This is a genomic window from Streptomyces sp. NPDC057854, from assembly GCF_042797055.1.
Taxonomy (GTDB): Bacteria; Actinomycetota; Actinomycetes; order Streptomycetales; family Streptomycetaceae; genus Streptomyces.
In genome coordinates, this window is the sequence record NZ_JBHVMF010000023.1 from 22,116 (window position 1) to 43,870 (window position 21,755).

Annotated in this window: 24 protein-coding genes and 1 pseudogene; 10 read left to right on the top strand and 15 right to left on the bottom strand. The window is 75.2% G+C overall.

Annotated elements, in window-relative coordinates; genetic code table 11:
• Nucleotides 1-138: 138 nt before the first annotated feature.
• From ACFVQZ_RS28270 to ACFVQZ_RS28315, 10 genes are all read right to left on the bottom strand, one after another.
• Nucleotides 139-1,251 (bottom strand): NAD(P)/FAD-dependent oxidoreductase, encoded by a 1,113-nt coding sequence (locus ACFVQZ_RS28270; protein WP_383627312.1) that lies wholly within the window; start codon nucleotides 1,249-1,251, stop codon nucleotides 139-141.
• A complete protein-coding gene (locus tag ACFVQZ_RS28275; protein ID WP_383627315.1) occupies nucleotides 1,248-3,221 on the bottom strand; it encodes a class I tRNA ligase family protein in 1,974 nt (657 codons plus the stop codon). Before ACFVQZ_RS28275 ends, ACFVQZ_RS28270 begins: the two co-directional genes overlap by 4 nt.
• Before the next feature lie 59 nt (nucleotides 3,222-3,280).
• Complete coding sequence (locus ACFVQZ_RS28280) at nucleotides 3,281-3,829, bottom strand: DUF3291 domain-containing protein (protein WP_383627318.1); 549 nt, start codon at nucleotides 3,827-3,829, stop codon at nucleotides 3,281-3,283.
• Nucleotides 3,830-3,909: 80 nt separating this feature from the next.
• The gene (locus ACFVQZ_RS28285) at nucleotides 3,910-5,172 is read right to left on the bottom strand and encodes an NAD(P)/FAD-dependent oxidoreductase (RefSeq protein ID WP_030497038.1); all 1,263 of its coding nucleotides are present in this window, start codon (nucleotides 5,170-5,172) and stop codon (nucleotides 3,910-3,912) included.
• A 46-nt stretch (nucleotides 5,173-5,218) separates the two neighbouring features.
• Complete coding sequence (locus ACFVQZ_RS28290) at nucleotides 5,219-5,929, bottom strand: rhodanese-like domain-containing protein (protein ID WP_383627321.1); 711 nt, start codon at nucleotides 5,927-5,929, stop codon at nucleotides 5,219-5,221.
• A complete protein-coding gene (locus ACFVQZ_RS28295; RefSeq protein ID WP_383627509.1) occupies nucleotides 5,926-7,542 on the bottom strand; it encodes an AMP-binding protein in 1,617 nt (538 codons plus the stop codon). Before ACFVQZ_RS28295 ends, ACFVQZ_RS28290 begins: the two co-directional genes overlap by 4 nt.
• A gap of 2 nt (nucleotides 7,543-7,544) precedes the next feature.
• Nucleotides 7,545-8,510 (bottom strand): alpha/beta fold hydrolase, encoded by a 966-nt coding sequence (locus tag ACFVQZ_RS28300; protein ID WP_383627324.1) that lies wholly within the window; start codon nucleotides 8,508-8,510, stop codon nucleotides 7,545-7,547.
• Entirely contained in the window at nucleotides 8,503-10,170 is a 1,668-nt protein-coding gene (locus tag ACFVQZ_RS28305; RefSeq protein WP_383627327.1) for an amino acid adenylation domain-containing protein, read from the bottom strand. Before ACFVQZ_RS28305 ends, ACFVQZ_RS28300 begins: the two co-directional genes overlap by 8 nt.
• Nucleotides 10,167-10,652 (bottom strand): GNAT family N-acetyltransferase, encoded by a 486-nt coding sequence (locus ACFVQZ_RS28310; RefSeq protein WP_383627330.1) that lies wholly within the window; start codon nucleotides 10,650-10,652, stop codon nucleotides 10,167-10,169. Before ACFVQZ_RS28310 ends, ACFVQZ_RS28305 begins: the two co-directional genes overlap by 4 nt.
• A complete protein-coding gene (locus ACFVQZ_RS28315) occupies nucleotides 10,643-11,119 on the bottom strand; it encodes a hypothetical protein (RefSeq protein ID WP_030497032.1) in 477 nt (158 codons plus the stop codon). Before ACFVQZ_RS28315 ends, ACFVQZ_RS28310 begins: the two co-directional genes overlap by 10 nt.
• Nucleotides 11,120-11,611: 492 nt before the next feature.
• Between ACFVQZ_RS28315 and ACFVQZ_RS28320 the strand changes: the two genes are divergently transcribed.
• Together ACFVQZ_RS28320 and ACFVQZ_RS28325 are read left to right on the top strand one after the other, a co-directional pair.
• The gene (locus tag ACFVQZ_RS28320; RefSeq protein WP_383627333.1) at nucleotides 11,612-12,886 is read left to right on the top strand and encodes an MDR family MFS transporter; all 1,275 of its coding nucleotides are present in this window, start codon (nucleotides 11,612-11,614) and stop codon (nucleotides 12,884-12,886) included.
• Between the two features lie 100 nt (nucleotides 12,887-12,986).
• Nucleotides 12,987-13,205, top strand: coding sequence for a hypothetical protein (locus ACFVQZ_RS28325; protein ID WP_030497030.1), 219 nt, complete (start codon nucleotides 12,987-12,989; stop codon nucleotides 13,203-13,205).
• An 18-nt stretch (nucleotides 13,206-13,223) separates the two neighbouring features.
• Here ACFVQZ_RS28325 and ACFVQZ_RS28330 read toward each other — a convergent pair whose 3' ends face one another.
• Nucleotides 13,224-13,760, bottom strand: a complete 537-nt coding sequence (locus ACFVQZ_RS28330) for an isochorismatase family cysteine hydrolase (protein ID WP_030497029.1) — start codon at nucleotides 13,758-13,760, stop codon at nucleotides 13,224-13,226.
• A gap of 152 nt (nucleotides 13,761-13,912) precedes the next feature.
• On the opposite strand from ACFVQZ_RS28330, the gene ACFVQZ_RS28335 reads away from it, so the two are divergent.
• The gene (locus ACFVQZ_RS28335; protein WP_030497028.1) at nucleotides 13,913-14,197 is read left to right on the top strand and encodes a hypothetical protein; all 285 of its coding nucleotides are present in this window, start codon (nucleotides 13,913-13,915) and stop codon (nucleotides 14,195-14,197) included.
• A 48-nt stretch (nucleotides 14,198-14,245) separates the two neighbouring features.
• Here the strand turns inward: ACFVQZ_RS28335 and ACFVQZ_RS28340 are convergent, their stop codons facing one another.
• Together ACFVQZ_RS28340 and ACFVQZ_RS28345 are read right to left on the bottom strand one after the other, a co-directional pair.
• A complete protein-coding gene (locus tag ACFVQZ_RS28340; RefSeq protein ID WP_051788202.1) occupies nucleotides 14,246-14,674 on the bottom strand; it encodes a hypothetical protein in 429 nt (142 codons plus the stop codon).
• Between the two features lie 2 nt (nucleotides 14,675-14,676).
• The gene (locus tag ACFVQZ_RS28345; RefSeq protein WP_383627338.1) at nucleotides 14,677-15,261 is read right to left on the bottom strand and encodes an SRPBCC family protein; all 585 of its coding nucleotides are present in this window, start codon (nucleotides 15,259-15,261) and stop codon (nucleotides 14,677-14,679) included.
• Nucleotides 15,262-15,511: 250 nt separating this feature from the next.
• Here ACFVQZ_RS28345 and ACFVQZ_RS28350 point away from each other — a divergent pair.
• The 7 genes and pseudogenes from ACFVQZ_RS28350 to ACFVQZ_RS28380 all read left to right on the top strand — a co-directional run.
• Nucleotides 15,512-16,156, top strand: a pseudogene (locus ACFVQZ_RS28350) (HemK2/MTQ2 family protein methyltransferase); the annotation flags it as partial.
• A gap of 116 nt (nucleotides 16,157-16,272) precedes the next feature.
• Complete coding sequence (locus ACFVQZ_RS28355) at nucleotides 16,273-16,965, top strand: HAD family hydrolase (protein WP_030497024.1); 693 nt, start codon at nucleotides 16,273-16,275, stop codon at nucleotides 16,963-16,965.
• Between the two features lie 160 nt (nucleotides 16,966-17,125).
• On the top strand, nucleotides 17,126-17,533 hold the full coding sequence (locus tag ACFVQZ_RS28360; RefSeq protein ID WP_383627342.1) for a CDGSH iron-sulfur domain-containing protein: 408 nt from the start codon (nucleotides 17,126-17,128) through the stop codon (nucleotides 17,531-17,533).
• A gap of 21 nt (nucleotides 17,534-17,554) precedes the next feature.
• On the top strand, nucleotides 17,555-18,577 hold the full coding sequence (locus ACFVQZ_RS28365; protein ID WP_030497022.1) for an iron-containing redox enzyme family protein: 1,023 nt from the start codon (nucleotides 17,555-17,557) through the stop codon (nucleotides 18,575-18,577).
• 5 nt (nucleotides 18,578-18,582) lie between these two features.
• Nucleotides 18,583-19,248, top strand: a complete 666-nt coding sequence (locus tag ACFVQZ_RS28370) for a nucleotidyltransferase family protein (RefSeq protein ID WP_383627512.1) — start codon at nucleotides 18,583-18,585, stop codon at nucleotides 19,246-19,248.
• Nucleotides 19,241-19,528 (top strand): BON domain-containing protein, encoded by a 288-nt coding sequence (locus ACFVQZ_RS28375; RefSeq protein WP_051788199.1) that lies wholly within the window; start codon nucleotides 19,241-19,243, stop codon nucleotides 19,526-19,528. Before ACFVQZ_RS28370 ends, ACFVQZ_RS28375 begins: the two co-directional genes overlap by 8 nt.
• Nucleotides 19,525-20,370 (top strand): metallophosphoesterase, encoded by an 846-nt coding sequence (locus tag ACFVQZ_RS28380; RefSeq protein WP_383627346.1) that lies wholly within the window; start codon nucleotides 19,525-19,527, stop codon nucleotides 20,368-20,370. The genes ACFVQZ_RS28375 and ACFVQZ_RS28380 overlap by 4 nt, the downstream gene beginning before the upstream one ends.
• 10 nt (nucleotides 20,371-20,380) lie before the next feature.
• Here ACFVQZ_RS28380 and ACFVQZ_RS28385 read toward each other — a convergent pair whose 3' ends face one another.
• Together ACFVQZ_RS28385 and ACFVQZ_RS28390 are read right to left on the bottom strand one after the other, a co-directional pair.
• On the bottom strand, nucleotides 20,381-21,088 hold the full coding sequence (locus tag ACFVQZ_RS28385; RefSeq protein ID WP_051788197.1) for a DUF6766 family protein: 708 nt from the start codon (nucleotides 21,086-21,088) through the stop codon (nucleotides 20,381-20,383).
• 84 nt (nucleotides 21,089-21,172) lie between these two features.
• Nucleotides 21,173-21,592 carry a hypothetical protein gene (locus ACFVQZ_RS28390; protein WP_383627350.1) on the bottom strand — a complete coding sequence of 140 codons (420 nt, stop codon included), beginning with the start codon at nucleotides 21,590-21,592 and terminating at the stop codon, nucleotides 21,173-21,175.
• Between the last annotated feature and the right edge of the window lie 163 nt (nucleotides 21,593-21,755).

A 21,755-nucleotide genomic window follows, 5' to 3' on the forward strand; every position in this document is an offset into this window, starting at 1 on the left:
CCCGTGGCGCGGGCGAGAGGCGGAGAGAGTCGGTGTGACGGGTGTGGAGGTGTGACGGTGTGACGGAGAGGCGGGGCTGCGGGACGGGCGGTGGGGGCCGGGCGGCGCGCCGCCCGGCCACGCGACCCGGCGGCCGGATCAGGCGCCCGACAGGACCGCCTCGGCGATGCGGCGGCCGGCCTCCGGCGCCGTCTTGACGCCGCCGCCGTTCCAGCCCCGTACCGCCCACACGTGCGGCACCCCGGTCCCGGTGAGCAGCCCGGACGCCGGACCGTCGGCGGACGGGTCGCCGTAGGCGTCGGCCGCGCGGATCGTGTCGAGGTGCGGCGCCGACGCGAGCCACGGGAAGTGGGCGGTGAGCGCGGCGGCCGTCGCCCGCGCGTGCCCGGGGTCCGGCGGCGCGCCGACCGGCGCGTCCCAGACGAGGTGCGGCATGCCGATCAGCGTGCGGTCCGGGCCGACCGGCTTCGCGTACAGACCGGTCCGCAGGTCGACGAAGGTCGCGTGGGACGGGCCGGTGGGGTCCCGCCCGACCACGCTCACCTGGATGGACCGGGAGCGGACCGGCACGTCCGGCCGCAGCCCGGGCGGCGCGTCGGCCGCCCACGGCCCGACCGCCGACACGACCGTCCCGGCCCGCACGGTGCCGACGGTGGTGACGACCGCCGTGCGCCCGCCGCGGGTCTCCGCGGCCAGCACGGGCACCCCGCAGCGGACGGCGGCGCCGTCGGCGCGCGCCTGCTCCAGCCAGTCCGCGGTGACCTCCGCCGGGTCGACCCAGCCGGCCTCCGGCTCGACCAGCGCGATCCCGCCGGCCAGCCCGACGCCGGCCGCCTCGGCGGGCCCCGCCACCACGTGTGCCGTGGTGCCGAGCGCCGCGTTGATCCGCCGCGCGGCGGCCCGCAGTTCGGCCTCCCGGCCCGGGTCCGCGACGGTCACCGCGCCGGTGGTCCGCAGCGGGGCCCGGCCCGCCGCCCACCGCCCGGGATCCCGGTAGGCGGCGAGACCGGCCTCGGCCAGCGGGGCGATCGCCGGGTCGGGGTCGTAGGCGCGGACCATGCCGCCGGAGTAGCCGGTCGCGCCCGCCGTGCCGGGGCGGGGCGCCCGCTCCAGGACGACGACGGCCGCGCCCCGGCGGGCCAGGTGGTGCGCGACGGCGGCGCCGGTGATCCCGGCGCCCACCACCACGACGTCCGCCGTGGCCGGAAGCTTCCCGCCGGGCGCGGGGCCGGCCGGGGCGGCGTCGCTCACGACCGCCCGCTCGCGGCGGGCGCGTCGGCCGCCGCGCGGGCGGGCGCGGGTCCCGCACACCGGGTGCCGGACGGCAGGAACGACCAGTCGGCCTCGCGGACCGGCTCGCCCGGCAGGCCCAGCCACGCCCACACGCGCTCGGCGAGCCCCGGGGTCACCGGCCAGGCCAGCGCGGCGAACACCTTGGCCGCCAGGTATTCGAGCGCCAGGCTGGTACGGGCCTCCTCCGCGAGCGACGGCACCTGGCGGGCCACCCGCTCCGTCGCCCGGAACTCGGCGCAGCGCCGCACGAAGGAGTCGAGCTGCTCGACGTAGCCGCGCGCGCTGAACGCCTCCGGCAGGATCAGGCCGTCGAGCTGACGGGTCGCCAGGTTGAGGTAGCGGTAGAACTCGCGGTGCGCGTCCGTCCAGGCGCCCGTGCCCGGCACCACGCCGTCGCCCTTCCCGCCGAGCCCGGCGAAGCCGTCGAGCCACTCGTGCGCGGCCACGTACAGCGGGTCCTCGGTCAGCCGGCCGGCCCGCTCCTCGGTGATCCGGGTGACCCGGCCCTCGGGGGCGTCCCGCAGCAGCGCGAGCCGTACCGCGTCCGCTCCGGCCTCGGCGAGCGCGTCGTCCGCCCACACGGCGTGACCGCGGCTGGTGGAGAACTTCTCGTCGCCCAGGTGGAGGAACTGGTTGGTGACGAAGGCGGACGGCAGGTGGTCGCCGAGCCCGGCGGCGAACGCCAGCACCGGCAGCAGCACCGCGTAGTAGAAGCTGTTGTCGTAGCCGAGGAAGAGAGCGATGCGGGCCGGCCCGCCGTCCTCCGCCTCGGTCCTGGCCGCGTCCAGGAAGGTGAGGGCGAGGTCCGCCCAGGCGTCGAGCGCGCGGCCCTCGCCGAGGTCGACGCCCCACTCGGTGGTCCGGGCGAGCCGGTACGGCGGCAGCCCCTCGTCGAGCAGCCGTTCCACGAGGATCTGCAGGTCGGGCGCGGTCGCCGTCACCCGCAGGTACTCCCGCAGCTCGTCGGCGTAGGCGTTCAGGTCGAGCCAGAGCGCCCGCTCGGGGCGGGTGACGGCCGCCGTGCCGCAGATCCGGCACTGGACGCCGGCCATCTGCCGGGCCTCGTCGGGCCGCCCGCACGCCTCGCAGATCTCGCCGTCGCTGGCCGCCCCGCAGTGCGCGCACGCCCCGCGCGCGAACGCCTGGTGCAGGGACAGGTCGCAGCTCGGGCAGTACGCCGTCTCCCGCTCCTCCTCCCGTACGGCGGGCGACGCCGCCACCCGGTCGAACAGGGCCCGGATCCGGTCCGCGTGCCCCGGGTCGCCGGCGGGCCGGGTGAGCCGGTCGACGCCGATCCTGGCCGCCCGCAGGGTCGCCACGATCGCGTCGCCCTCGGCGGTGGCGACGGCCGCCGGGGTCGTCCCGGTCAGCCGGGCGGCGGTGGCCACGTACGACTGGTGGTCGTCGGTGCCGGTGACGTACCGGGCGTCGCGGCCGGTGCTGCGCAGGGCGCGCACCAGCAGGTCGGCGCGGACGTACGGGCCGGCGAGGTGACCCAGGTGGAGGCCGCCGTTGGGGGTGGGCGGCGGGCAGAACACCAGGGTGCGGTCGGCGAGCCGGTCGCGCGGCGGCGCCTTGTCCAGGACGGCGACGGCGCTCGGGATGTGCTCCCAGTACACGGAGACGATGTCGAAGGGCTCGTCGTGGTCGTTGCGGATCTCGTGGAAGCCGAACGGCGACAGGTAGCAGACGCCGCCCGGGCCCAGCTCGCGCTCCTCGTCGCCGAGGACGACGGTCGCCTTCCCGGCCAGGACGATGAACATCTCGCCGTCCTGGTGGGCGTGCCGCTTCGAGACGGTGCGGCCGGGGACGCTGCCGAAGACGGAGCCGAACGGCAGCCCCTCGATGTCGGAGGCGGACAGCATGGGTTGCAGGTGCATCTCGTACGACCAGCTCATCGCCGACCGGTCGAAGGCACGCGTGATCAAGGGGACCCCTCTGGTGGTGGGAAAGGATCGGAAGGGCGGACGGGGCGGGCGCGGCGGCGTCAGGCGCCGGGGCGCCGTCCGGCGGGGCGCAGCCGCGCCGGGTTGCCGTCCGCGTCGAACGGGCTGCGGAAGGAGAACGCGAACGGCGACGGCCCGTGGTCGTGCAGGTGCTCCAGGCGGGCGCAGGCGTCGGACCAGGTGGGGATGGTGTCGTCGGAGACCCACCAGGCCGCGTACGTGGGCCACTCGGGCTTCAGGAACCACTCGTGCCGCCGGCCGAGGGCGGTGCGGTGCACGCCCGCGTACACGAAGGCGAGGACGGAGTCGAGGTCGGTCCAGAGCGAGAGGGTCGAGGCCCGGCTGTCGGTGTCGTCCGTCCGGCCGCCCGTGTAGAAGCGGGGCACCTCGAACTTGCCCCATGCGCCCCAGTCGCGCTGGAAGTTGGTGAGGTGGCTCTGGCCGGGGTCCTCCTTGGCCCGGGCGATGAAGCCGGGGCTGCCCTCCGCCTCCTCGAAGGTCGGCGGGGTCAGGTCGTCGAACGCCTGGACCTCGGGGTTCCCGTACGGCTTCTTGAGGATCGCGAACGTCGTGAACGCGACACGCGCCATCGGTGTCTGTCCTTCCCTGGTGAACGTGCCCGGTGGGGTGGGGGGTGAGGGACGCGGAGGGGACGGGGGAGAGAGGGGCGTCAGGCGCGGGTCGCGCGGGAGCCGCGGGCCATCAGGCCCCGCATGAAGGCCCGCTGGAACTCGGCCGGCATGATCATGCGCCCGGTCAGCGCCAGGTACTTCGCGGCGAGGTCCTGGTCCCCGCAGATGGTCTCGAACATCCGCTTGCGGGTCGCCTCGTCCTTGTCGACGAGCGAGTCTCCGCAGATCCCCTCGGCGTGCGGCAGCAGCGTCCGCTCGAACTCGGCCCGGTACGCGGCGAGTCCGTCGCGGATGCCGTCCGCGTCCAGTGTCCGGCCGGTGAACGAGCGGGCCAGCAGCTGCGCGGTGAGGAGGGCGAATCCGCAGCCGACGCCGCTCATCGCGTCCAGCGACAGGGCGGCGTCGCCGACGAACGGCACGGAGCCCGCGACCGGCCGCCGGATCAGGCTCGGATAGTCGCTGTAGCCGAGCAGCGGACCCTCCGGGACCGCGTCGGCCACCGACGGCGCCTCCGGCAGCCCGTCGAAGTACTTCAGGAACTCCTGCATGCGGCCGTCCGGGCTGCCCCGCCACCCCTCGACCCGCGCCTTGTCCGCGAAGAGGACCAGTTCGGTCCGGCCGCCGACGAGCGGGTAACTGCACGCCAGGTCCCGCTCGTTCATCACGAAGACCGAGCGGTTGTCCGCCGGTGCCTCGATCCCCCGGAAGTAGCCGAAGACGGCGGCGCGTTCGTTGGGCCGGCTGTCGGCCTCGTTGCCGAGCAGCCCGGCCATCCGCGAGCGCCGCCCGTCCGCCGCCACCACGAGCCGCGCCCGGTACGACCGGGGGCCGGCGTCCCCCGTCGTGCGCACCACGGTCCAGCCGTCGCCGGCCTCCTCCACGCCCTCCACCGCGGTCGCCTCGGCGAACCGGACGCCGTGGCGCCGCGCCGACTCCCGGATCGCCGGGTCGAGGACCCGCCGCTCCAGGTTGAGCGCGTACGACTCCGGCTGCTCCGGGTCGTACCAGGGGCCCGGTGTCTCGACCACCCCGCCGGGCGTCACGAACACCGCCTTGGTCGCCACCGACCAGGCGGGCTCCCGGAGATGGGCGAGCCCGAGGGCGTTGAGCAGCGGCACGGTGTGCGGCTGCACGAAGTGGGTGCAGAGCTGCTTGTGGTGCTCCTCGGGCGTCGCCCGCTTCTCGAAGACCGCCACCCGGTACCCCTGGGCGGCGAAGTGGACGGCGGTGGCGCAGCCGGCGAGGCTGCCGCCCACCACCGCCACGTCCAGCGGCGTCCCGTCGTGCTCCTCGGTGCTCACAGATCTGCTCCCCGCTTCTGGAAGTGACGGACGTAGGGACGGGCGGTCAGCACCCGCAGCCGGCGTGGTGCGCGTGCTCCGGGGCGGCGTGGCCCTCCGTGGGGTGGCCGTCGCGCTTCCACCAGTCCAGGCCGCCGATCAGCTCCTTCACCCGGAACCCGGCGGTCGCGAGCTTGATCGCGGTCTTGGTGGAGGCGTTGCAGCCGATGCCGTCGCAGTACGTGACGTACAGCGGCGCCTTGGCGAGCCCGGCCAGCGACTCCTGGGAGATCGAGCGGTGCGGGATGCTGACCGCGCCGGGGATGTGCTCCGCCGCGTACGCCTCGCTGCCGCGCCCGTCGACGACCACGATGTCCTGGCCGGCGGCGAGGGCGTCCCGGAGGTCCGCGGAGTCCATCTCGTACGCGAGCTTCGCCTGGTAGTACGCGAGCTGGGCGTCCTGCTCCCGGGCCGGCGGCCCGGCGGCGGGGGCCGCGGCGGCGGCCGGCTCCTCCGGCGAGCCGAGGAACCGCCCGGCGATCGCGTACAGGTCGCCGAGGGTGCTGGGCGTGACGAGGGAGTCCGCGTGCTCGCCCAGGTCGACGCCCGCGTCCTCCAGGAGGGTGACGAGGACGCTGATGGTGAGCAGCGAGTCCAGGCCCAGCGTGTTCAGCGGAGTGGTGTCGGGCAGCGGGGCGAGGTCCACCGGCTTGCCGAGCGCCGTCTCCAGGTACGCGGCGACCTTCTCCTGGATCGGGTCGTTCACCGCTGTGGTCATTGCTCCTCCTTGTCGTCGCCGTCGAAGGGCTCGACGGCACCGTCGGCGGACATGTCGAAGTACGGGGAGGACGGGCGCGGGTCCGGGTCGGCGAGCCACCGGACCAGTCGCGGCACGTCCGGTTCCCGGCCGGGCTCGGTGCGGACGAGCACGGCCGGGAGCAGCGGCGCCGGCAGCAGGCCGCGCAGGTGCTCGGTGAGGTCGCGGAGCGTGCGCCGGTCCTTGGCGGCGACGGCGAGGGCGACCGTGTCGCGGCCGGCCCGCCGGGCGGCGACGGCGGTGGCGCCGTCGACGCCGGGGCAGCTCAGGGCCGCCCGCTCGATCTCGTACAGGTGGGTGCGGCGGCCCGCCAGCCAGGTGATCCGCGGGTCGGCGTGGCGGCGCAGCACGAGGACGCCGTCCGCGTCGTAGGCGCAGAGGTCCCCGGTGCGGAACCAGCGCGTCCCGCCGTCCTCGACGACCAGCCGGGCGGTCTCCTCCGGCTGGTCGAAGTAGCCGCGCGTGACCTGCGGCCCGCCGATCCACAACTCGCCCTCGGCGCCCGGTCCGTGGACCTCGGCGCCGTCCCGCACCAGCTTCGCGAGGACGCCGGGCAGCGGCCTGCCGACGGGGCACGGCGCGGCGCCCTCCGCTCCCGCGCCGCCCGCGGGGTCCGCGAGGTCGTCCGGACGCACGGTGTGGGTGAGGGCGAAGATCGTGGCCTCCGGGGGGCCGAACGCCTGCACGAGACGGAGGCCCGGGAGCCCGTCGGCCCAGATCCGCAGCAGGGGCGCCGGACAGACCTGGGCGCCCGTCATGACGACCTCCAGGGCCGGCAGTTTCTCCCGGGTGATGTGGCGTCCGTCGTCGGTGATCAGGCCGAGCATCAGGGTGACGGCGAAGAGGTGGGTGACGCGCTGCCGGGCGAGCGCGGAGCGCAGCACGGCGCCGGCCGGGAGGCCGCGGAACTGGTGGACGGAGGCCCCCACGGAGAGCGGGAGCAGGGTGTCGAGGAGGGACACGTCGAAGTGGAACGGGGAGAGACCGAGCGCGCGCGAGTCGGGCGTGAGGCGCAGCACCTCGTTGTGCCCGGCGAAGTGGGCGCGCAGCCCCTCGGCGGTGATCTCGGCGCCCTGCGGCTCCCCGGTGGCGCCGGAGGCGAAGACGACGTACGCCGCGTCGCCGGGTCCGTGCGCCAGGGTGGTGTGCGGGGCGGCGGGGCCCGCGAGGAGCGGGACCAGCGCCTCTCCGTCGAGCATCGGGACGCCGGGGAGCACCGGCTCCCGGCCGGCCGGGGTGACGACGGCGGCGGGGCGGAGCCGGTCGAGCAGCTTCCGGAGCCGGGGCAGCGGCTCCGCCGCGTCGACGGGCACGTAGGTGGCGCCCCGCTTCCAGATGCCCGCGATGATCATGGGCATGACAGTGCGGGTCTCGGTGAGGACCACGACCCGGTCGCCCGGGCCCACCCCCTGTCCCGCCAGCCAGCCCGCGATCCGCAGCGCGCCGTCCTCCAGTTCGGCGAACGTGTGGTGCGCGGTCCCGTCGTCGATCGCGGGGCGCTCCGGCCACCGGCGGGCCGGGCCGGCCAGCAGGTCGCCCAGGGCGGGCGGCGGCCCGCCCGCGCGGTTGTCCATGGTCACGAGCGGCCCCGTTCGTCGAGAGCGTCCTGGGAGAGGGGGAGGTCGAGCGGGAACGCGGTCCTGGCGATCTCCGCGACGGCGCTCCCGGCGGATTCCAGCCGGCCGGCATACAGGCAGAAGTCGTGCGGAAGGGCGGGGAAGTGGAGGTGCCGGAGCCCGGACGTGCGGCCCGCCGTCCCCTCGGCCCAGGCGATCCCCTCGTCCCGGAGGACGTCGCAGCCGGCGGTGACGACCGAGCAGCCCGGCAGCCGCGCCAGGTCCCGCTCCGCGAGGCGCATCGGGTCGAAGTCACGGGCGGAGAAGAAGGGTTCGAGGAAGGACCGGAACATCCGCATCGCGTCGCGGTCGAGGAAGTGGCCCTCGCCGAAGGCCCGGTAGGACGCGCGCTCGGTCCGCAGGTCGAGGACGGGATAGAGGAGCACGATCCGGGAGAACGCCCCCGGCAGCTCCCGCAGACTCAAGTAGAGGGCCAGCAGCCCGCCGACGCTGTCCCCGGCCAGCACCACCGGACGGTCCGTCAGCTCCCGGCGGCGGGCCCCGATGTGCCGGACCAGGTGGTCCACCGCCTCCTCGACGGTGTGCTCCGGCGCCTTCGGGTAGTCGAACGCCTCCACGGGCGCCCGCAGGGTGTCCGCCAGGGTGCGTAAGAAGGGCTGGAAGACGTCGGTCGAGTAGTAGACCATCCCGCCGCCGTGGACGTACACGACCCAGGGACTGTCCGGGTCCTCCTGGCGGGGCCGGACGGTGAGCGAGTGCGGGCCCCGCGCGACGGCCGCGCCGTCCGCCGGGTCGACGGCCCCGCCGAAGCGGGCGACCCAGCGCTCGGCGTTGGCCCGGTCCTCCGCGAGCGATCCAGTGGAGCCCCGTACCGCCATGATCCGGCGGGCGGCGGCCAGCCGGCCGAACTCGGGATGGAGCACCGCGGTCTCCGCCGCGGGCCCGGCCGTGTCCGTCTCAGGCACGTCCGGACCCCCCGTCGGGCTCGTCGTCCGGGACCACCTCGCCGGCCGCGGTGAACGCGAACCGGGTGGTCGCGGCCGTCTCGCGGACCGCCTCGGCGAGCCGTGCCATCAGCAGCTTCTCGTCCGTCTTGCCCGTCGAGGAGACGGACAGCTCGGGCGACCAGGCGACGACCGTCGGCAGCATGTACGCGGGCAGCAGCTCGGCGAGCCGCTTCTCCGCGTCCGCCACCGCCGACCGGTCCGGCGCCATCACCACCAGGGCGATCACGTCGTGGCCGAGCCGGGGGACGAGCGCGACGGCCGCCCGCTCGACGCCCGGGGAGCTCAGCACGGTCTGCCGGATCTCGCCCAGGTGGATGCGCCGGCCCGCGAGCTTCACCTCGTCGTCGTTCCGGCCCCGGAACACGAGGTCGCCGTTCTCGTCGTACGCGCAGAGGTCGCCGGTGCGGTAGTAGCGGACGCCGTCCACCTCGACCACCCGCCGGGCGGTCTCCTCCGGCATGCCGTGGTAGCCGCGCATCACCTGCTCGCCGCCGATCCACAACTCGCCGACCCGGCCCGGCTCGTGGACCGTCTCGCCGTCGTCCACGAGCAGCGCCGCCACCCCGCGCAGCGGCCGCCCGATCGGGTACGCGTCGACCCGCTCCGGGTCCACCCGCACGATCTCGTGGGCGACGCAGACGATCGTCGCCTCCGTCGGTCCGTAGACGTTGATCACCCGGACCTCGGGCAGGCCCTCCTTCCAGACGTTGATGACGCCCGGGTCGCACACCTCGGCGCCCGTCATCACCATCTCCAGGCACGGGAAGTTCTCCCGGGTGACGTGCCGCCCGCCCTCGGTGATCATCGTCAACAGCGTGGAGACCGCGATGAGATGGGTGATCCGCTCGCGGGTGATGACCGCCCGCATCACCGCGCCCGCGTGCATCCCGCGGAACTGGTGCACGTACGCGCCGAGCGACAGCGGCAGCAGCGTGTCCTCGATCGACACGTCGAAGTGGAACGGCGAGAGGCTGAACACCCGGGAGGCGGGCGTGAACCGCAGGACCTCGTTGTGGTTCCCGAAGTACGCGACCAGGTTGGCGACGGTGATCTCCACGCCCTTCGGCTCGCCCGTGGAGCCCGAGGTGAAGATGATGTACGCGATGTCATCCGGCCGGTGCGGCACGGTCGGCCACGCCCGCGCCGGACCCGCCAGCACCCCGTCCAGCTCCGTCCGGCCCGCCCAGCGGACCCCGTCGGCGACCGGCGCCCGGTCGTCCAGGGCCAGCACGATCCGGGCGTCGAGCCGGCCGAGCAGACCGCGCAGGCGCGACTCCGGGGCCGTTCCGTCGAGCGGCACGTAGACGGCGCCGCACTTCCACGCCGCGATCGCGAGCACCGGCATCAGCGCGCTCTTCTCGGCGAGGATCGCCACCCGGTCGCCCGGCCCCACGCCCTCACCGGCCAGCCAGGCCGCCAGCGTGGTGGCCCGCTCCTCCAGTTCCGCGAAGGTGAGGCCGATCCGGCCGTCGTGCAGCGCCGCGCGCTCCGGCCAGTTCGCCGCCGCCGCGGCGACCAGGTCGCCCAGCGCCGGCGCGGGACCGGCCTGGTCCGCCGGGTCGATCGACCACGGCGGCAGCGCGGCGGGCGGAGTCGTACGCTCCGGTGTCGTGGTCACGAGCCGTCCTCCGTCCCGACGTCGTAGCTGAACCGCAGCTTCTCCTTGGACCGGGCGCCCATCCGCCCGTAGAAGCCGATGCCGGCCTCGTTGTCGCGCGGCGTCTGCCACTCGGCCCAGCCGCACCCCTCGGCCCGCGCGAACTCCCGCAGCCGCTCCAGGAACACGCGCCCGAGACCGAGCCCGCGGTACGCCTCCCGGAGGTACAGGCAGTCCATGTGCGCGAAGCGGGCGGCGCTCCAGGTGGAGAAGTCCACCGTCACCGTCATGAAGCCGCACGGCTCCCCGCCGTCCAGCGCCAGCCAGCCGTGCACCGCCGGCCGCTCGCCGAAGAACGCCGCGCGCCAGCGCTCCACCTGCCCGGTGTCGGCGAACTCCGCCTTCTCGTACGCCGCGTGCTCGGCGCACAGCCCGAGCAGCGCGTCCAGATCGTCCGGCTCGACCGGCCGGATCTCGATGTCGTGCCCCACCCTCACACCCACCCCGAGAACGTCGTGTCCAGATACGCGCCGACCGTCTCCCGGTCGGTGCTCCCGCGCGCCATCACCGTGTTCACCCACGCGTCGCGCTCGAACTTCACGACCTCCAGCTCCCACACGCAGGCGACCAGGTCCCGCTGGGCGAGCGGCGCGAAGACCACGTCCCCGCCGTCCGCGGGGACCGCGCCCCGCACCCAGTGCTTCAGCATGTCGGCGTCGTACCACTGGCTCACCAGCAGATACGTTCCTTCGGCGCCGTGGTGCAGGATCAGAAAGCCCGCCGGGTGGTCGCCCGGACCCAGCGGCTCGCTCACCACCGTGGCCGCGTGCCGCTCCAGCCATTCCGGGTCCGGCAGCTCGCCGGCCCGCCCGGGATCGGCGAACATCGCGTACGCCTTCAGCGCCCGCCCGTTGGCGTGCACCGGCGGCAGCGCCTTCACCAGGCGCGGTGTGTAGGTCAGAGGGTTCATCCGGCGGCGCATCCCGTCCGCGGACCCCGCTCCATGTCGATCACGTGCTCTTCGCCTCCGGGCTGTTCTGTGGATCAGCGGTACGGAAGTGCAAGGAACGATCCCCATATGTTCTGGAACATCACCCCATGGGGCCGGGGCGGCGAGTGAGAGCATAGAGATCAACAGCGCGCCGCGAAAGCCCCCCCTGACCTCGTCGTTTGCGCGACACGCCGGTAACTCGCCACATGTTGACGGCACATGCGCCCACCGCCTAAGGAAGAGTGTGGCGCCCGGGGGAGAACACCGGAACTCTTCCGCCGGAAGCGTCCCCGACCCCCCGGTGAACCCCGGCCACGGGCGGTCCGCCGACCTGTCCGAGAGCCGCCTGGCGCGATCCCGTCTTCCGCGGAACGGCTCCGGCCGGTATTCATTCCGTGTTCGGACCGGCGGCACTCCGGTCTCGTACCGTCCGCCCCGTCCGACGGCGTCACGACGAAGGGACCCCACCCCATGCCATTCCGGCCACTCACCAGGGCGCGCACGTCCTTCGCCGCGACCTTCGGCGGGCTCCCGTCCGGATTCTGGTGGCTCTGGGCAGCCCAACTCGTCAACCGGGCCTGCGGGTTCGTGATGCCGCTGCTCGCCTTCTACATCACCGACGAGCTGGACCGCAGCGCCGCCTTCGCCGGCACCGTCGTCGCCGGCATCGGCGTCGGCTCGCTGCTCGCCGGACCGTTCGGCGGCGCCCTCGGCGACCGGTTCGGCCACAAACCGACCCTCGTCGGCGCCCTCGGCGCCACCGCCGTGAGCATGATCGCCCTCGCGTACGCCCGCTCCCCGTGGGCGCTGCTCGTCGGCGCCTTCGTCGTCGGCGTCGTCAACAACGCCACCCGGCCCGCCCACAACGCGCTCATCTCCGACGTCGTCCCGGGCAAGGACCAGGTCCGCGCCTACTCGCTCAACTTCTGGGCCATCAACGTCGGTTACTCCATCGCGATGCTCTCCGTCGGCCTCGTCTCCCTGGTCGGCTACACCGCGCTCTTCTGGCTCAACGGCGCCACCACCCTCATCGGCGCCCTGCTGATCGCCACCCGCGTCCCCGGCCGCGCCCGCACCACGGCGCCCACCGAGGCCGAGGAGGCCGAGGGCTTCGGCGCCGTCCTGCGCGACCGCAGCTTCGTCGCGTTCGTCGCCGCCCAGTTCCTCGTCCTCACCATCCTGCTCCAGTCCGAGAGCGGACTGCCCATCGCGATGGGTCTGGACGGCTTCTCACCGAGCACCTTCGGCCAGGTCGCCGCGCTCAACGGCATCGTCATCGTCGCCGTCCAGCTGCCGCTCACCCGGCTCTACAAGCGCTTCCCCGAATCCTGGGTGCTCGCCGGCTCCTCCGCCCTCGTCGGCGGCGGCTACTCCGTCCTGCTCCTCGGCGACTCGGCCTGGATCTACGGCGCCTCCATCATCGTGTGGACCCTCGGCGAGATCGGCAACACCCCCACCAGCTTCGCGCTCGTCGCCCGCATCTCCCCGGACCACCTCCGCGGCCGCTACCAGGGCCTCTACCAGGTCGCGTGGACCGGCTCGGCCGTCGTCGCCCCGCTCGTCGGCGGCTGGGTGATCCACACCTGGGGCGCCTCGCCCCTCTGGCTCGGCTGCCTCGTCGTCGCCCTCGCCGCCGCGGGCGCGCAGCTCGGGATCGGCACCCGCCTCACCCGCCGCGCCGCCGCCGAGGAGACCGACCACCGGCCGGAACCCGCGAAGCCGGCCCCCGCCGCGGAGGCCGGCTGACCCGGAGGGAACCCTTCCGCCGGCCCGGCCGTCCTACCGGACGAACACGGTGGACACAGCGGACACGGTGATCCACGGCGTGCGACCCGAGCGAGGTGCCATGCTTGCGAACGACCCGACCACACTGGAGACCACCCTCCCCGACGGCCGGAGGATGACGCTCTCCCTGCCCGCCACGGAGGCCGGCTGGGCCGCCGACGGCCTCGCCGCGCTGCGGCCCGTCCGCCCCACCCACACCGGCCGCGGCGAGGAACCGCCCGCCCTCCCCGAGCGCCCCGCGCTCCCGCTGGAGGTGGCCCTCCTCGGCTTCGGCATCTGAGTGCCCCGGGGCGGGCGGTCAGAACGCCACGTCGGCGGCGTCCACGATCCGCCCGCCCATGTTCCGCTCGATCATCCGCAGCGCGGCCCCCGCCAGGTCCTCGTGGATGTGAGCGACCGCGTCGCGCGGCACCGTCACGTCCAGGTGCCGGATGTGCGCGTCCAGCGCCGAGTAGAGCACGCACTGCTCCGTGACCTGGCCGGTGAGGACGAGGTCCGTCACGTCCAGCGAGCGGAGCAGGTACTCCAGCGGCGTCTCGAAGAACACCGAGTGCCGCGCCTTCACCACGAACAGGGCGTCCTCGTCCGGCCGCACCGGCTCCACCAGGTCCGGACGCCGGCCCGCGAGCGCCAGCTCCAGGATCTCCCCGTGGTGCGAGCGCCACTCGCCGAAGTTGTCGTTGGCGTACACCACCGGTACTCCCGCCGCCCGCGCCCGCCGCAGCAGGTCCACGATCGCGGGCAGCGCCGCCTCCACGGACGGCACCAGCCGCTCCGCGTCCTCGTGCGCGTACGTGTTCAGCATGTCGATCACCACGAGCGCCGGACGTCCCATGCGCGCCACCGTCCTCCTCCGCGAACCGCGTACTCGGTACCTCCGGCATACCGGTACGGCCCCCGGTCCGCACCCGGAGCGGGTGCCGACCCCGGCCGGGCGTGATGTGCTGGGGGAGAGGGGGCGGACCGCCCTCACCCGGAGGAGGGATCATGGCGATCCTCGTCCACGCCGTCCTCGGCGGAGTCACCACCGACCAGTACGACACGCTCAGCGCCCGGCTCCAGGAGGAGCCCGGCATCTTCGACGGCTGCCTCGCCCACGCGTGCGTGGCCACCGACAGCGGCCTGGAGATCTTCGACATGTGGGAGAGCGAGGCGAAGATGGAGGCGTTCGCCGAACGCATGATGCCCATCGCGACGAGCCTCGGCTGGCCGGAACAGCCCCGGCCGCGCATGGCGGAGATCCACCGCCACTTCGTCCCCGGCGCCGCCTGACCCGAGCCGGCGCACCCGCCAAGGCCCACGGCCCCGCCCGCCCGGCGTTCAGGCGGGTGCCGTGGGCGTCCCGCTCAGGTGCACCAGGCGCAGGTCGTGCGCCTCGCGCGCCAGCTCACGTCCCTCGCCGTCGGTCAGCAGGCCGGTGATCCGGTAGACGCCGCAGTGCGCCCGGCCGACCGGCAACCGCCGCGGCGGGAGCCACACCTCGTACGGCCCGCCGCGGCGGAAGTCGCCGAGCGGCGTCCGGGTCGTGGTGAGCACCCGGCCGTCCCGGGCGTACTCCTCCTCGTACGTCAGACCGTCCACCTCCGTCCCCAGCCGGAAGGTGAGCCCGACGCTCACCACCGTCCCCTCCCCGAGGACCAGCGGCGCGGCGTCCGCAGCGCCGCCGCTCAGGGCCACCGGCAGGCGGCCCCGCTCCTCCGTGTGCAGCGAGACGTCCACGAGGAGGAGCGCGGAGCGGGGCCCGGACATGGCTACACGGGTCCGTCGTACGGCGGACGGGGATGGTGCGGCGGCGTCTCCGGGGACGCCGAACCGTACGGCGGGACGTCGTCGCCGGGTGTGGCCGGATCCGGCGGTGTCGTGCCGCCCGCGCTGTCGGCGGGCCGGAGCCGGCCGCGCCAGCCGCCCGTCGCGTGGTCGCGCTCCTCGATGAAGCGCTTGAACCGCTTCAGATCGCCCTCGATGCGGCTCTCCAGGACCCCCATCGCCTTCGCCGCCCGGTCGGCGATCCCGGACGGCTCGATCTCCATGCTGAGCTGCACGCGCGTGTGCGCCTCGTCGACCTTCTCGAAGGTGACGACGCCCTTCTGCTTCACGTCGCCGCCCACCGTCCGCCAGGCGATGCGCTGGTCGGGAAGCTGGTCGACGATCTCGGTGTCGAACTCGCGGGTCGCGCCCGCGATCTTGGTGCGCCAGTGGCACAGGCGGTCGTCGAGCTGCTGCACCTCCTCCACACCGTCCATGAAGCGGGGGAACTCCTCGAACTGCGTCCACTGGTCGTAGACCTCGCGCAGGGGGGCCTCCACCTCGATCGTGTCGTGCACCATCTCCGTCATCTCCCTGTGGTCGCGTCGTGCCGGCGCGGTGTCCGTCGGGGCGCGGCTACCCGCGCGCCGGAGCCGTAACCGCCGGTTCGCCCGCCCACGCGCGCGCGTGCCTCGCGTCGGAGCCGCGACCACCGTCCGCCGTCTCCACCTCCACGCGCGCGTGGAGGACCGCGGAGCGGGTAACCGCGCCGAACGAGGCCCGCGCGCGTGCCGGAGCGGCCGACGCCCCACGCGCCCCGACGACGAGCGGACGAAGCCCATGACGCTGATCAGAACACCCGGGGTGTACGCACCCCAGGGCGACACCGCCCTGCTGCTGGAGACCCTCGCCCGCGAGCGCCTGGACCAGGGCGCCCGCACCCTCGACCTGTGCACCGGCAGCGGCGTCCTCGCCATCGCGGCGGCCCGCCGCGGCGCCACGGCGACCGCCGCCGACATCGCGCCGGCCGCCGTCACCGCCGCCCGCCGCAACGCCCGCCGGGGCCGCTGCCGCGTCCGGGTGCTGCGCGGCGACCTCGCCGCGCCCGTGGCGGGGGAGCGGTTCGACCTGGTGACCGTCAACCCGCCCTACGTACCCGCCCCCGCGCCGGACGTGCCCGCGGACGGTCCCGCGCGGGCGTGGGACGCCGGGTACGACGGGCGGCTGCTCCTCGACCGGATCTGCCGCGCCGCGCCCGCCGTCCTCGCCCCCGACGGCGTGCTCCTCCTCGTCCAGTCCTCGCTCAGCGGCGTGTCCGCCACCCTCGCCGCCCTGCGCGCCGAAGGGCTGCCGGCCGAGGTCGTCGCCCGCCGGGACCAGCCGTTCGGCCCCGTGATGACGGCCCGCGCCGACTGGTTCGAGGCGCGCGGGATCGTCCCGCCCGGCACCCGCACCGAAGAGCTCGTGGTGATCCGCGCGGTCCGCCCGGCCGGCTCCCGCATGGCCCGCCCGGCCCCGGGCAGGCGCATCCTGTCCGCGGCCGGCGACGGCCCGGCGGCCCCCCACCGCCCGCGGACCCCCCACCGCACCCGGGAGACGCGATGACCCCGAACCCCGCGCCGCAGACCCGCGGCGTCGCCCTGTTCGACGTCGACGGGACCCTCGTCGACACCAATTACCTGCACGCCCTCACGTGGTGGATGGCGCTGCGGCAGCACGGCCACACGGTGCCGATGTCCCGCATCCACCGCGCCGTCGGCATGGGCTCGGACCGGCTCCTCGACGCCGTGCTCGGCGCCGACCGCGCCAAGGACGACGACGAGGCCGTCTCCGACGCCCACGGCACCCTCTACGCCACCTGGTACGACTCCCTCACCCCGTTCGACGGCGCGGCCGAACTGCTCCGCGCCGTCGCCGCCCGGGGCTGGCGGGTCGTGCTCGCCAGCTCCGCCTCGGAGGACGAGGTGGCGGCCGTACGGGCCCGGCTCGACGCCGACGACGTCATCGACGCGGCCACCTCCAGCGGCGACGTCACCGCCACCAAACCCGCCCCCGACCTGGTACGGGCCGCCCTGGACAAGGTGGGCGCCGAACCCGAGGACGCCGTCCTCGTCGGCGACACCGTGTGGGACGTCGAGGCCGCCGGCCGCGCCGGCGTGCCCTGCGTCGCCGTCCTCACCGGCGGCACCACCCGCCGCGAACTGGAGGACGCCGGCGCCGTCGCCGTCCACGACGACGCCCTCACCCTGCTGCGCCACCTCGACTCCGGCCCGCTGGCCCGCCCGCCGCGCTGACGCGTCCGGGCATGGCCGGGCCGCGAGGGGGCAGGCGCTCAAGCACCCCCCTCGACGGACCGGAAGGTCCGCCGTTCCGCCCGAAAGGGCCGAAGCACCCCAGCCCGGAGCCGTACCGGCGCCCCCGGCACAAGGCCCCGACCGCCCCAGGAGGTACCCCGTGGACCCCGTGGACCCCGTGCACGAGCACCCCGCAGGCCCCGACCAGCCCGCAGGCCCCGGACACCCCGCGGCCCCCGAGGCGCCCGCGGCTCCCGGCCCCGCCCCCGGAGGCCGGAGCCCCGCCCCCGGAGGCCGGAGCCCCGCCCCCGGAGGCCGGGACCCCGCGCCCGAGCCGGCCCCGCCGCCCGGCGCCCCCGCCGTCCGGATCACCCCGCTCCGGGAGGGCCCGCTGCTGGTCGACGGGCCCGTGGAGATCGTGATGGCCGACGGCACCGTGCGCCGCAGCGAACGGCCCGTCGTCGCGCTGTGCCGGTGCCGGCGCAGCCTCCGCGACCCGTTCTGCGACACCAGCCACCGCCGCCGGGCCCGCCCGCGGCGCACGGACGAGCCCGCGCCGCCCGCCTGACCCGACCGAGGAGACCGTGTCATGACGATCACCGCCCCGCGCGCCGCGGAGACCCGGGCGCCCGCTCTGCCCCCGCCCCGGGGCGAGCTCTCCGCCGCCGTGACCGCCCGCCTCGGCGGCCGGTCCGGCGCCCTGCCCGGCCCCGGCGCCGTCCTCGCCGCCGACCCGTTCGGCGAGGACGTCCAGCTGGCCCTGCACCTCGGCTACGAACTCCACTACCGCGGCTTCGCGGACGTCCCCGACGCCGCCGAGTGGGACCTCGGACTGCTCCGCCTGCGGGCCCTCCTGGAGAGCCACTTCCTGGCGGCGCTCCGGGACTCCTGCCCCGGCGGCACCACCCCCGGCGAACTCTTCGACGCCCTGCTGACCGAGCCGCCCGACGGCCGGGGCGCCTCCCGCTACCTGCTCCGCCACGGCACCCTGGAGCAGCTGCGCGAGTACGCCGTGCTGCGGTCCGTGCAGCAGCTGCGGGAGTCCGACCCGCACGCCTGGGTGCTGCCCCGGCTGCGGGGGCGCGCCAAGGCGGGCATGGCGACGGTGCTGTACGACGAGTACGGCAGCGGCCGCGAGGAGCGCGTGCACTCCCGGCTCTACGCCGACCTGATGCGCGCCCTGGACCTCAGCCCCGAGTACGGCCACTACCTGCCGTCCGTCGGGGCGCAGTCCCTCGCCTGCGTCAACGTGATGTCGCTGTTCGGGCTGCACCGGGCCCTCCGGGGCGCCCTCGTCGGCCACTTCGCCGTCCTGGAGGTCACCTCCCCGCCCGCCGCGTCCTGGCTGGCGGCCGCGCTCCGCCGGTGCGGAGCCGGCGAGGCGGCGGCCTTCTTCTACGACGAGCACGTGGAGGCCGACGCCGTCCACGAGCAGCTGGTCCGGCGCGAGGTCGTCGGCGGACTGCTCGACGAGGAACCCGGTCTCGCCGCCGACGTCGTCTTCGGTGCCCAGGCCACCGGCGTCGTGGAGGACGCCCTCTCCCGGGCCGTCACGGACGCCTGGGACTCCGGCGCCAGCGCGCTGCGGGCCCCCATCGAGGAGGAGAAATGAACGTCATGACACAGGCCACCCACGCGGGCGACGAGACCGGCGGCGAAGGCCGGATCGTGGACGCGCTGCCGCCCGACCACACCCAGGCCATCCTGGAGGTCACCAAGGAGGTCGGGGCCGTCCTGAAGAACTCCGGCTGCCCGTTCGCCCTCGTCGGCAGCGTCGCCGCGTACGCGTACGGCATCCCGGTCCGGCTCCAGCACGACACCGACTTCGCGCTGCGCGCCGAGGACTCCGGGACCGTCGTCGAGCTGCTGCGCGAGCGCGGCATCCGGATCGTCGACCCGCCGGAGGACTGGCTGGTCAAGGCCCGCAGCGGCGGCGAGCAGATCGACCTGATCTTCTCGCTCGCCGGCCGGGCCGTCACCGAGGAACTCCTCGACCGCGCCTGGATCCTGCCCGTCGACTCCGTGCACCTGCCGGTGCTCGACCCCACCGACCTCATGATCAGCCGGCTCGCGGCGCTCTCCGAGCACCACTGCGACTACGGCGCCCTCCTGCCGGTCGCCCGCGGCCTGCGGGAACGCGTCGACTGGGACCGGGTCCGCGAGGAGACCCGCGACCACCCGATGGCCGTGGCCTTCCTCTACCTCCTCGGCCTCCTCGGCGTCCTCCCGCGCGCCGACGACGACCCGGCGGCGGGGGAGGAGGGGGCGGACCGCCGTGACTGACCGACCGGAACACCTCGCCGAGCGGTTCACCGGACCGGCCGCGGACGAGTACCGCATCGCCCTGCTGCGCGAGCGGCTCGCCACGGACGGCCAGGCCGAACTCGGCGTACGGGTGGAGTGGCGCGGCCGCGCCGTCCTGCTCTCCGGCACCGTGACCGACCCCGCCCGCCGCGACGAGATCCTGGACCTCGCCCGCGAGACCCTCGGCGACGTCCCCGTGCGGGCGGAGCTCGCCGTCGCCGGCCACGACGCCCCGGACCACGGGGAGGAGCTGCCATGACCCTCGTCGAACCGGACCGGACCGACGGGCGCTCCGCCGTCCGCGTCGCCGCCGTCGGAGACATCCACCTGGGCGAGGGCTGCGAGGGCCTGCTCCGCCCCGCCTTCGAAGCCCTCCCCGGCTGTGCCGACGTGCTGCTGCTGGCCGGCGACCTCACCCGGCACGGCTACGCCGCCGAGGCCCGGGTGGTGGCCGGCGAGGTCGAGAACCTCGGCGTCCCCGTCGTCGCCGTCCTCGGCAACCACGACCACCACGCGGACGAACCCGACGAGGTCTCCCAGGTGCTCCGCGACGCCGGCGTGCACGTGCTGGAAGGCGACAGCACCGTGCTGCCGGTCGACGGCCACAAGGTCGGCGTCGCCGGGGTGAAGGGCTTCTGCGGCGGGTTCGTGGGGCGCAGCGCGGGCGAGTTCGGCGAGCCCGAGATGAAGGCGTTCGTCCGGACGACCCGGCACAGCGCGGAGCGGCTGGCGGGCGCCCTCGCGGACCTGCGCGAAGAGGGCTGCGCCGTCCGCATCGCGCTCACGCACTTCTCGCCGGTCCCCGACACCCTCGCGGGCGAACCGCCGGAGATCTACCCGTTCCTGGGCAGCTATCTGCTCGCCGAGGCCATCGACGCCGAGGGCGCCGACCTGGCCGTCCACGGCCACGCCCATCTCGGCACCGAGCACGGCATGACGGCCGGCGGCGTCCGCGTGCGGAACGTGGCGCAGCCCGTGATCGATCACGCCTACGCCCTCTACCGGCTGCCGCTCGACGGGCGGCGCCGCGACGCGGACGCGTCGGTGCCCGTGGCGCGGGCCGCCGCCGGGGCGCTCACGGCCCGCTACGACAACCGCTGAGCGGCGGCGGTCAGCCTTCGACGCCGGTCGACGTGTGCGGGGCGCCGACCGGCTTCGACTCCGGGGAGCCGCGCTGCCGGAGGTATACGGAGAGCACGGCCATCGACGCGACGGCCAGCAGCTCCGACTGCCAGTTCTGCAGCGACCGGCTCCAGAATTCGGCCGACAGGAGGTACGGGCCCCAGTCGACGGGTGCCTGGAGCTGCCGCAGCCGCTCGGCGTTGTACGCGGCGACCCCGGACACCGACTGGGCGAACCAGGACAGCAGGAAGAACACGCCCATGACGAGTCCGAGCGAGCGCGAGTACAGCTTCTGCCGCCAGTCCCGTGTGCCCGCCCAGCGCGGCGAGTCGGCCCGCGCGTGCGGGCCCATCCGCTGGTACTCGTCGCTCTCGGTGCCCACCCGGTCCAGCGGCTTCGACTCGGGCGAGCCGCGCTGGAGGAGGTACACCGTCCCGTACACGTACAGGAAGAACTGGAGGAACTCGGACTGCCAGTTCTCGGTGACGTCCACGGCGAAGTCGGAGGACGTCAGGTAGGCGCCGAAGCCGACCTGCTGGAGGCCCGCCACGGCCAGCTGCTCGTTGAACTCGGCGCGTCCGGCGACCGCCTGGCCGGCGAGGACGGCGAAGAAGGCCGCGCCGAACGCGAGCGTCAGGCTGTTCGTCCGCCAGAAGCCGGTGGCCGCCGGGCGCTCTCCGCGGCTCTCGCGCGTCACCGGTGCATCGCCCCGATCACCGTGAAGTAGGCGAGCCCGCCCAGGATCGTCACGACGCAGCCGAGGAACACGATCCTCATGCCGTCAGCCTCCCTTCACCGAGCAGCGGTACGGTTCGTCCTCCATGGCCTGCTCCTCGCACCCGGCGGCCGTCACCCGCCAGCCGGCGTCGAACTGGGACAGGAACAGCGTGTCGCCCGCCATCCGCAGCAGCGCCTCGCGCCCGTAGACGTCGACGCCGAGCGGCGCCCCGGCGGCCGGCAGCCCGGCCTCGCGCAGGCCGGCCGCGCAGGGCGTCCGCCCGTCCTCCTCGACCTCGTCGCGGGTCTGCGGGGCGAGCAGCGCGCAGCCGGTGCGGAAGTCGCCGGCCGCGAGCGCGGCGGCGAACCGCCGTCCGGCGTCGGTCGCGCCGTCCTCGCGGGCCGCGGACGCGCCGCAGCCGCCGAGCAGCAGCGCGGCGGCCAGCACGGCCGCCGCGCGTCTCCCACGGTTCGTACGTCTCATGCGTCACCCTCCTGGCCCCACCCTGCACGCGCCGGACGTGGGGGCCCCCCCCCCCGGGGCCCCCCCCCGCCCCGCGTCACCCCCACGCGCGCCCCGCGGGGGCGCCCGGGAAATGGGCGCCCCCCCCCCCACCCCCGGGGGGGGGGGGGGCGGCCAGGAGCAC

Coding starts and splice junctions, on each gene's coding strand:
- ACFVQZ_RS28280 (WP_383627318.1), bottom strand. CDS start 3,829: ATGGCGCGTGTCGCGTTCACGACGTTCGCGATCCTCAAGAAGCCGTAC.
- ACFVQZ_RS28290 (WP_383627321.1), bottom strand. CDS start 5,929: ATGACCACAGCGGTGAACGACCCGATCCAGGAGAAGGTCGCCGCGTAC.
- ACFVQZ_RS28295 (WP_383627509.1), bottom strand. CDS start 7,542: ATGGACAACCGCGCGGGCGGGCCGCCGCCCGCCCTGGGCGACCTGCTG.
- ACFVQZ_RS28315 (WP_030497032.1), bottom strand. CDS start 11,119: ATGAACCCTCTGACCTACACACCGCGCCTGGTGAAGGCGCTGCCGCCG.
- ACFVQZ_RS28320 (WP_383627333.1), top strand. CDS start 11,612: ATGCCATTCCGGCCACTCACCAGGGCGCGCACGTCCTTCGCCGCGACC.
- ACFVQZ_RS28325 (WP_030497030.1), top strand. CDS start 12,987: ATGCTTGCGAACGACCCGACCACACTGGAGACCACCCTCCCCGACGGC.
- ACFVQZ_RS28330 (WP_030497029.1), bottom strand. CDS start 13,760: ATGGGACGTCCGGCGCTCGTGGTGATCGACATGCTGAACACGTACGCG.
- ACFVQZ_RS28335 (WP_030497028.1), top strand. CDS start 13,913: ATGGCGATCCTCGTCCACGCCGTCCTCGGCGGAGTCACCACCGACCAG.
- ACFVQZ_RS28340 (WP_051788202.1), bottom strand. CDS start 14,674: ATGTCCGGGCCCCGCTCCGCGCTCCTCCTCGTGGACGTCTCGCTGCAC.
- ACFVQZ_RS28345 (WP_383627338.1), bottom strand. CDS start 15,261: ATGACGGAGATGGTGCACGACACGATCGAGGTGGAGGCCCCCCTGCGC.
- ACFVQZ_RS28355 (WP_030497024.1), top strand. CDS start 16,273: ATGACCCCGAACCCCGCGCCGCAGACCCGCGGCGTCGCCCTGTTCGAC.
- ACFVQZ_RS28365 (WP_030497022.1), top strand. CDS start 17,555: ATGACGATCACCGCCCCGCGCGCCGCGGAGACCCGGGCGCCCGCTCTG.
- ACFVQZ_RS28370 (WP_383627512.1), top strand. CDS start 18,583: ATGACACAGGCCACCCACGCGGGCGACGAGACCGGCGGCGAAGGCCGG.
- ACFVQZ_RS28380 (WP_383627346.1), top strand. CDS start 19,525: ATGACCCTCGTCGAACCGGACCGGACCGACGGGCGCTCCGCCGTCCGC.
- ACFVQZ_RS28390 (WP_383627350.1), bottom strand. CDS start 21,592: ATGAGACGTACGAACCGTGGGAGACGCGCGGCGGCCGTGCTGGCCGCC.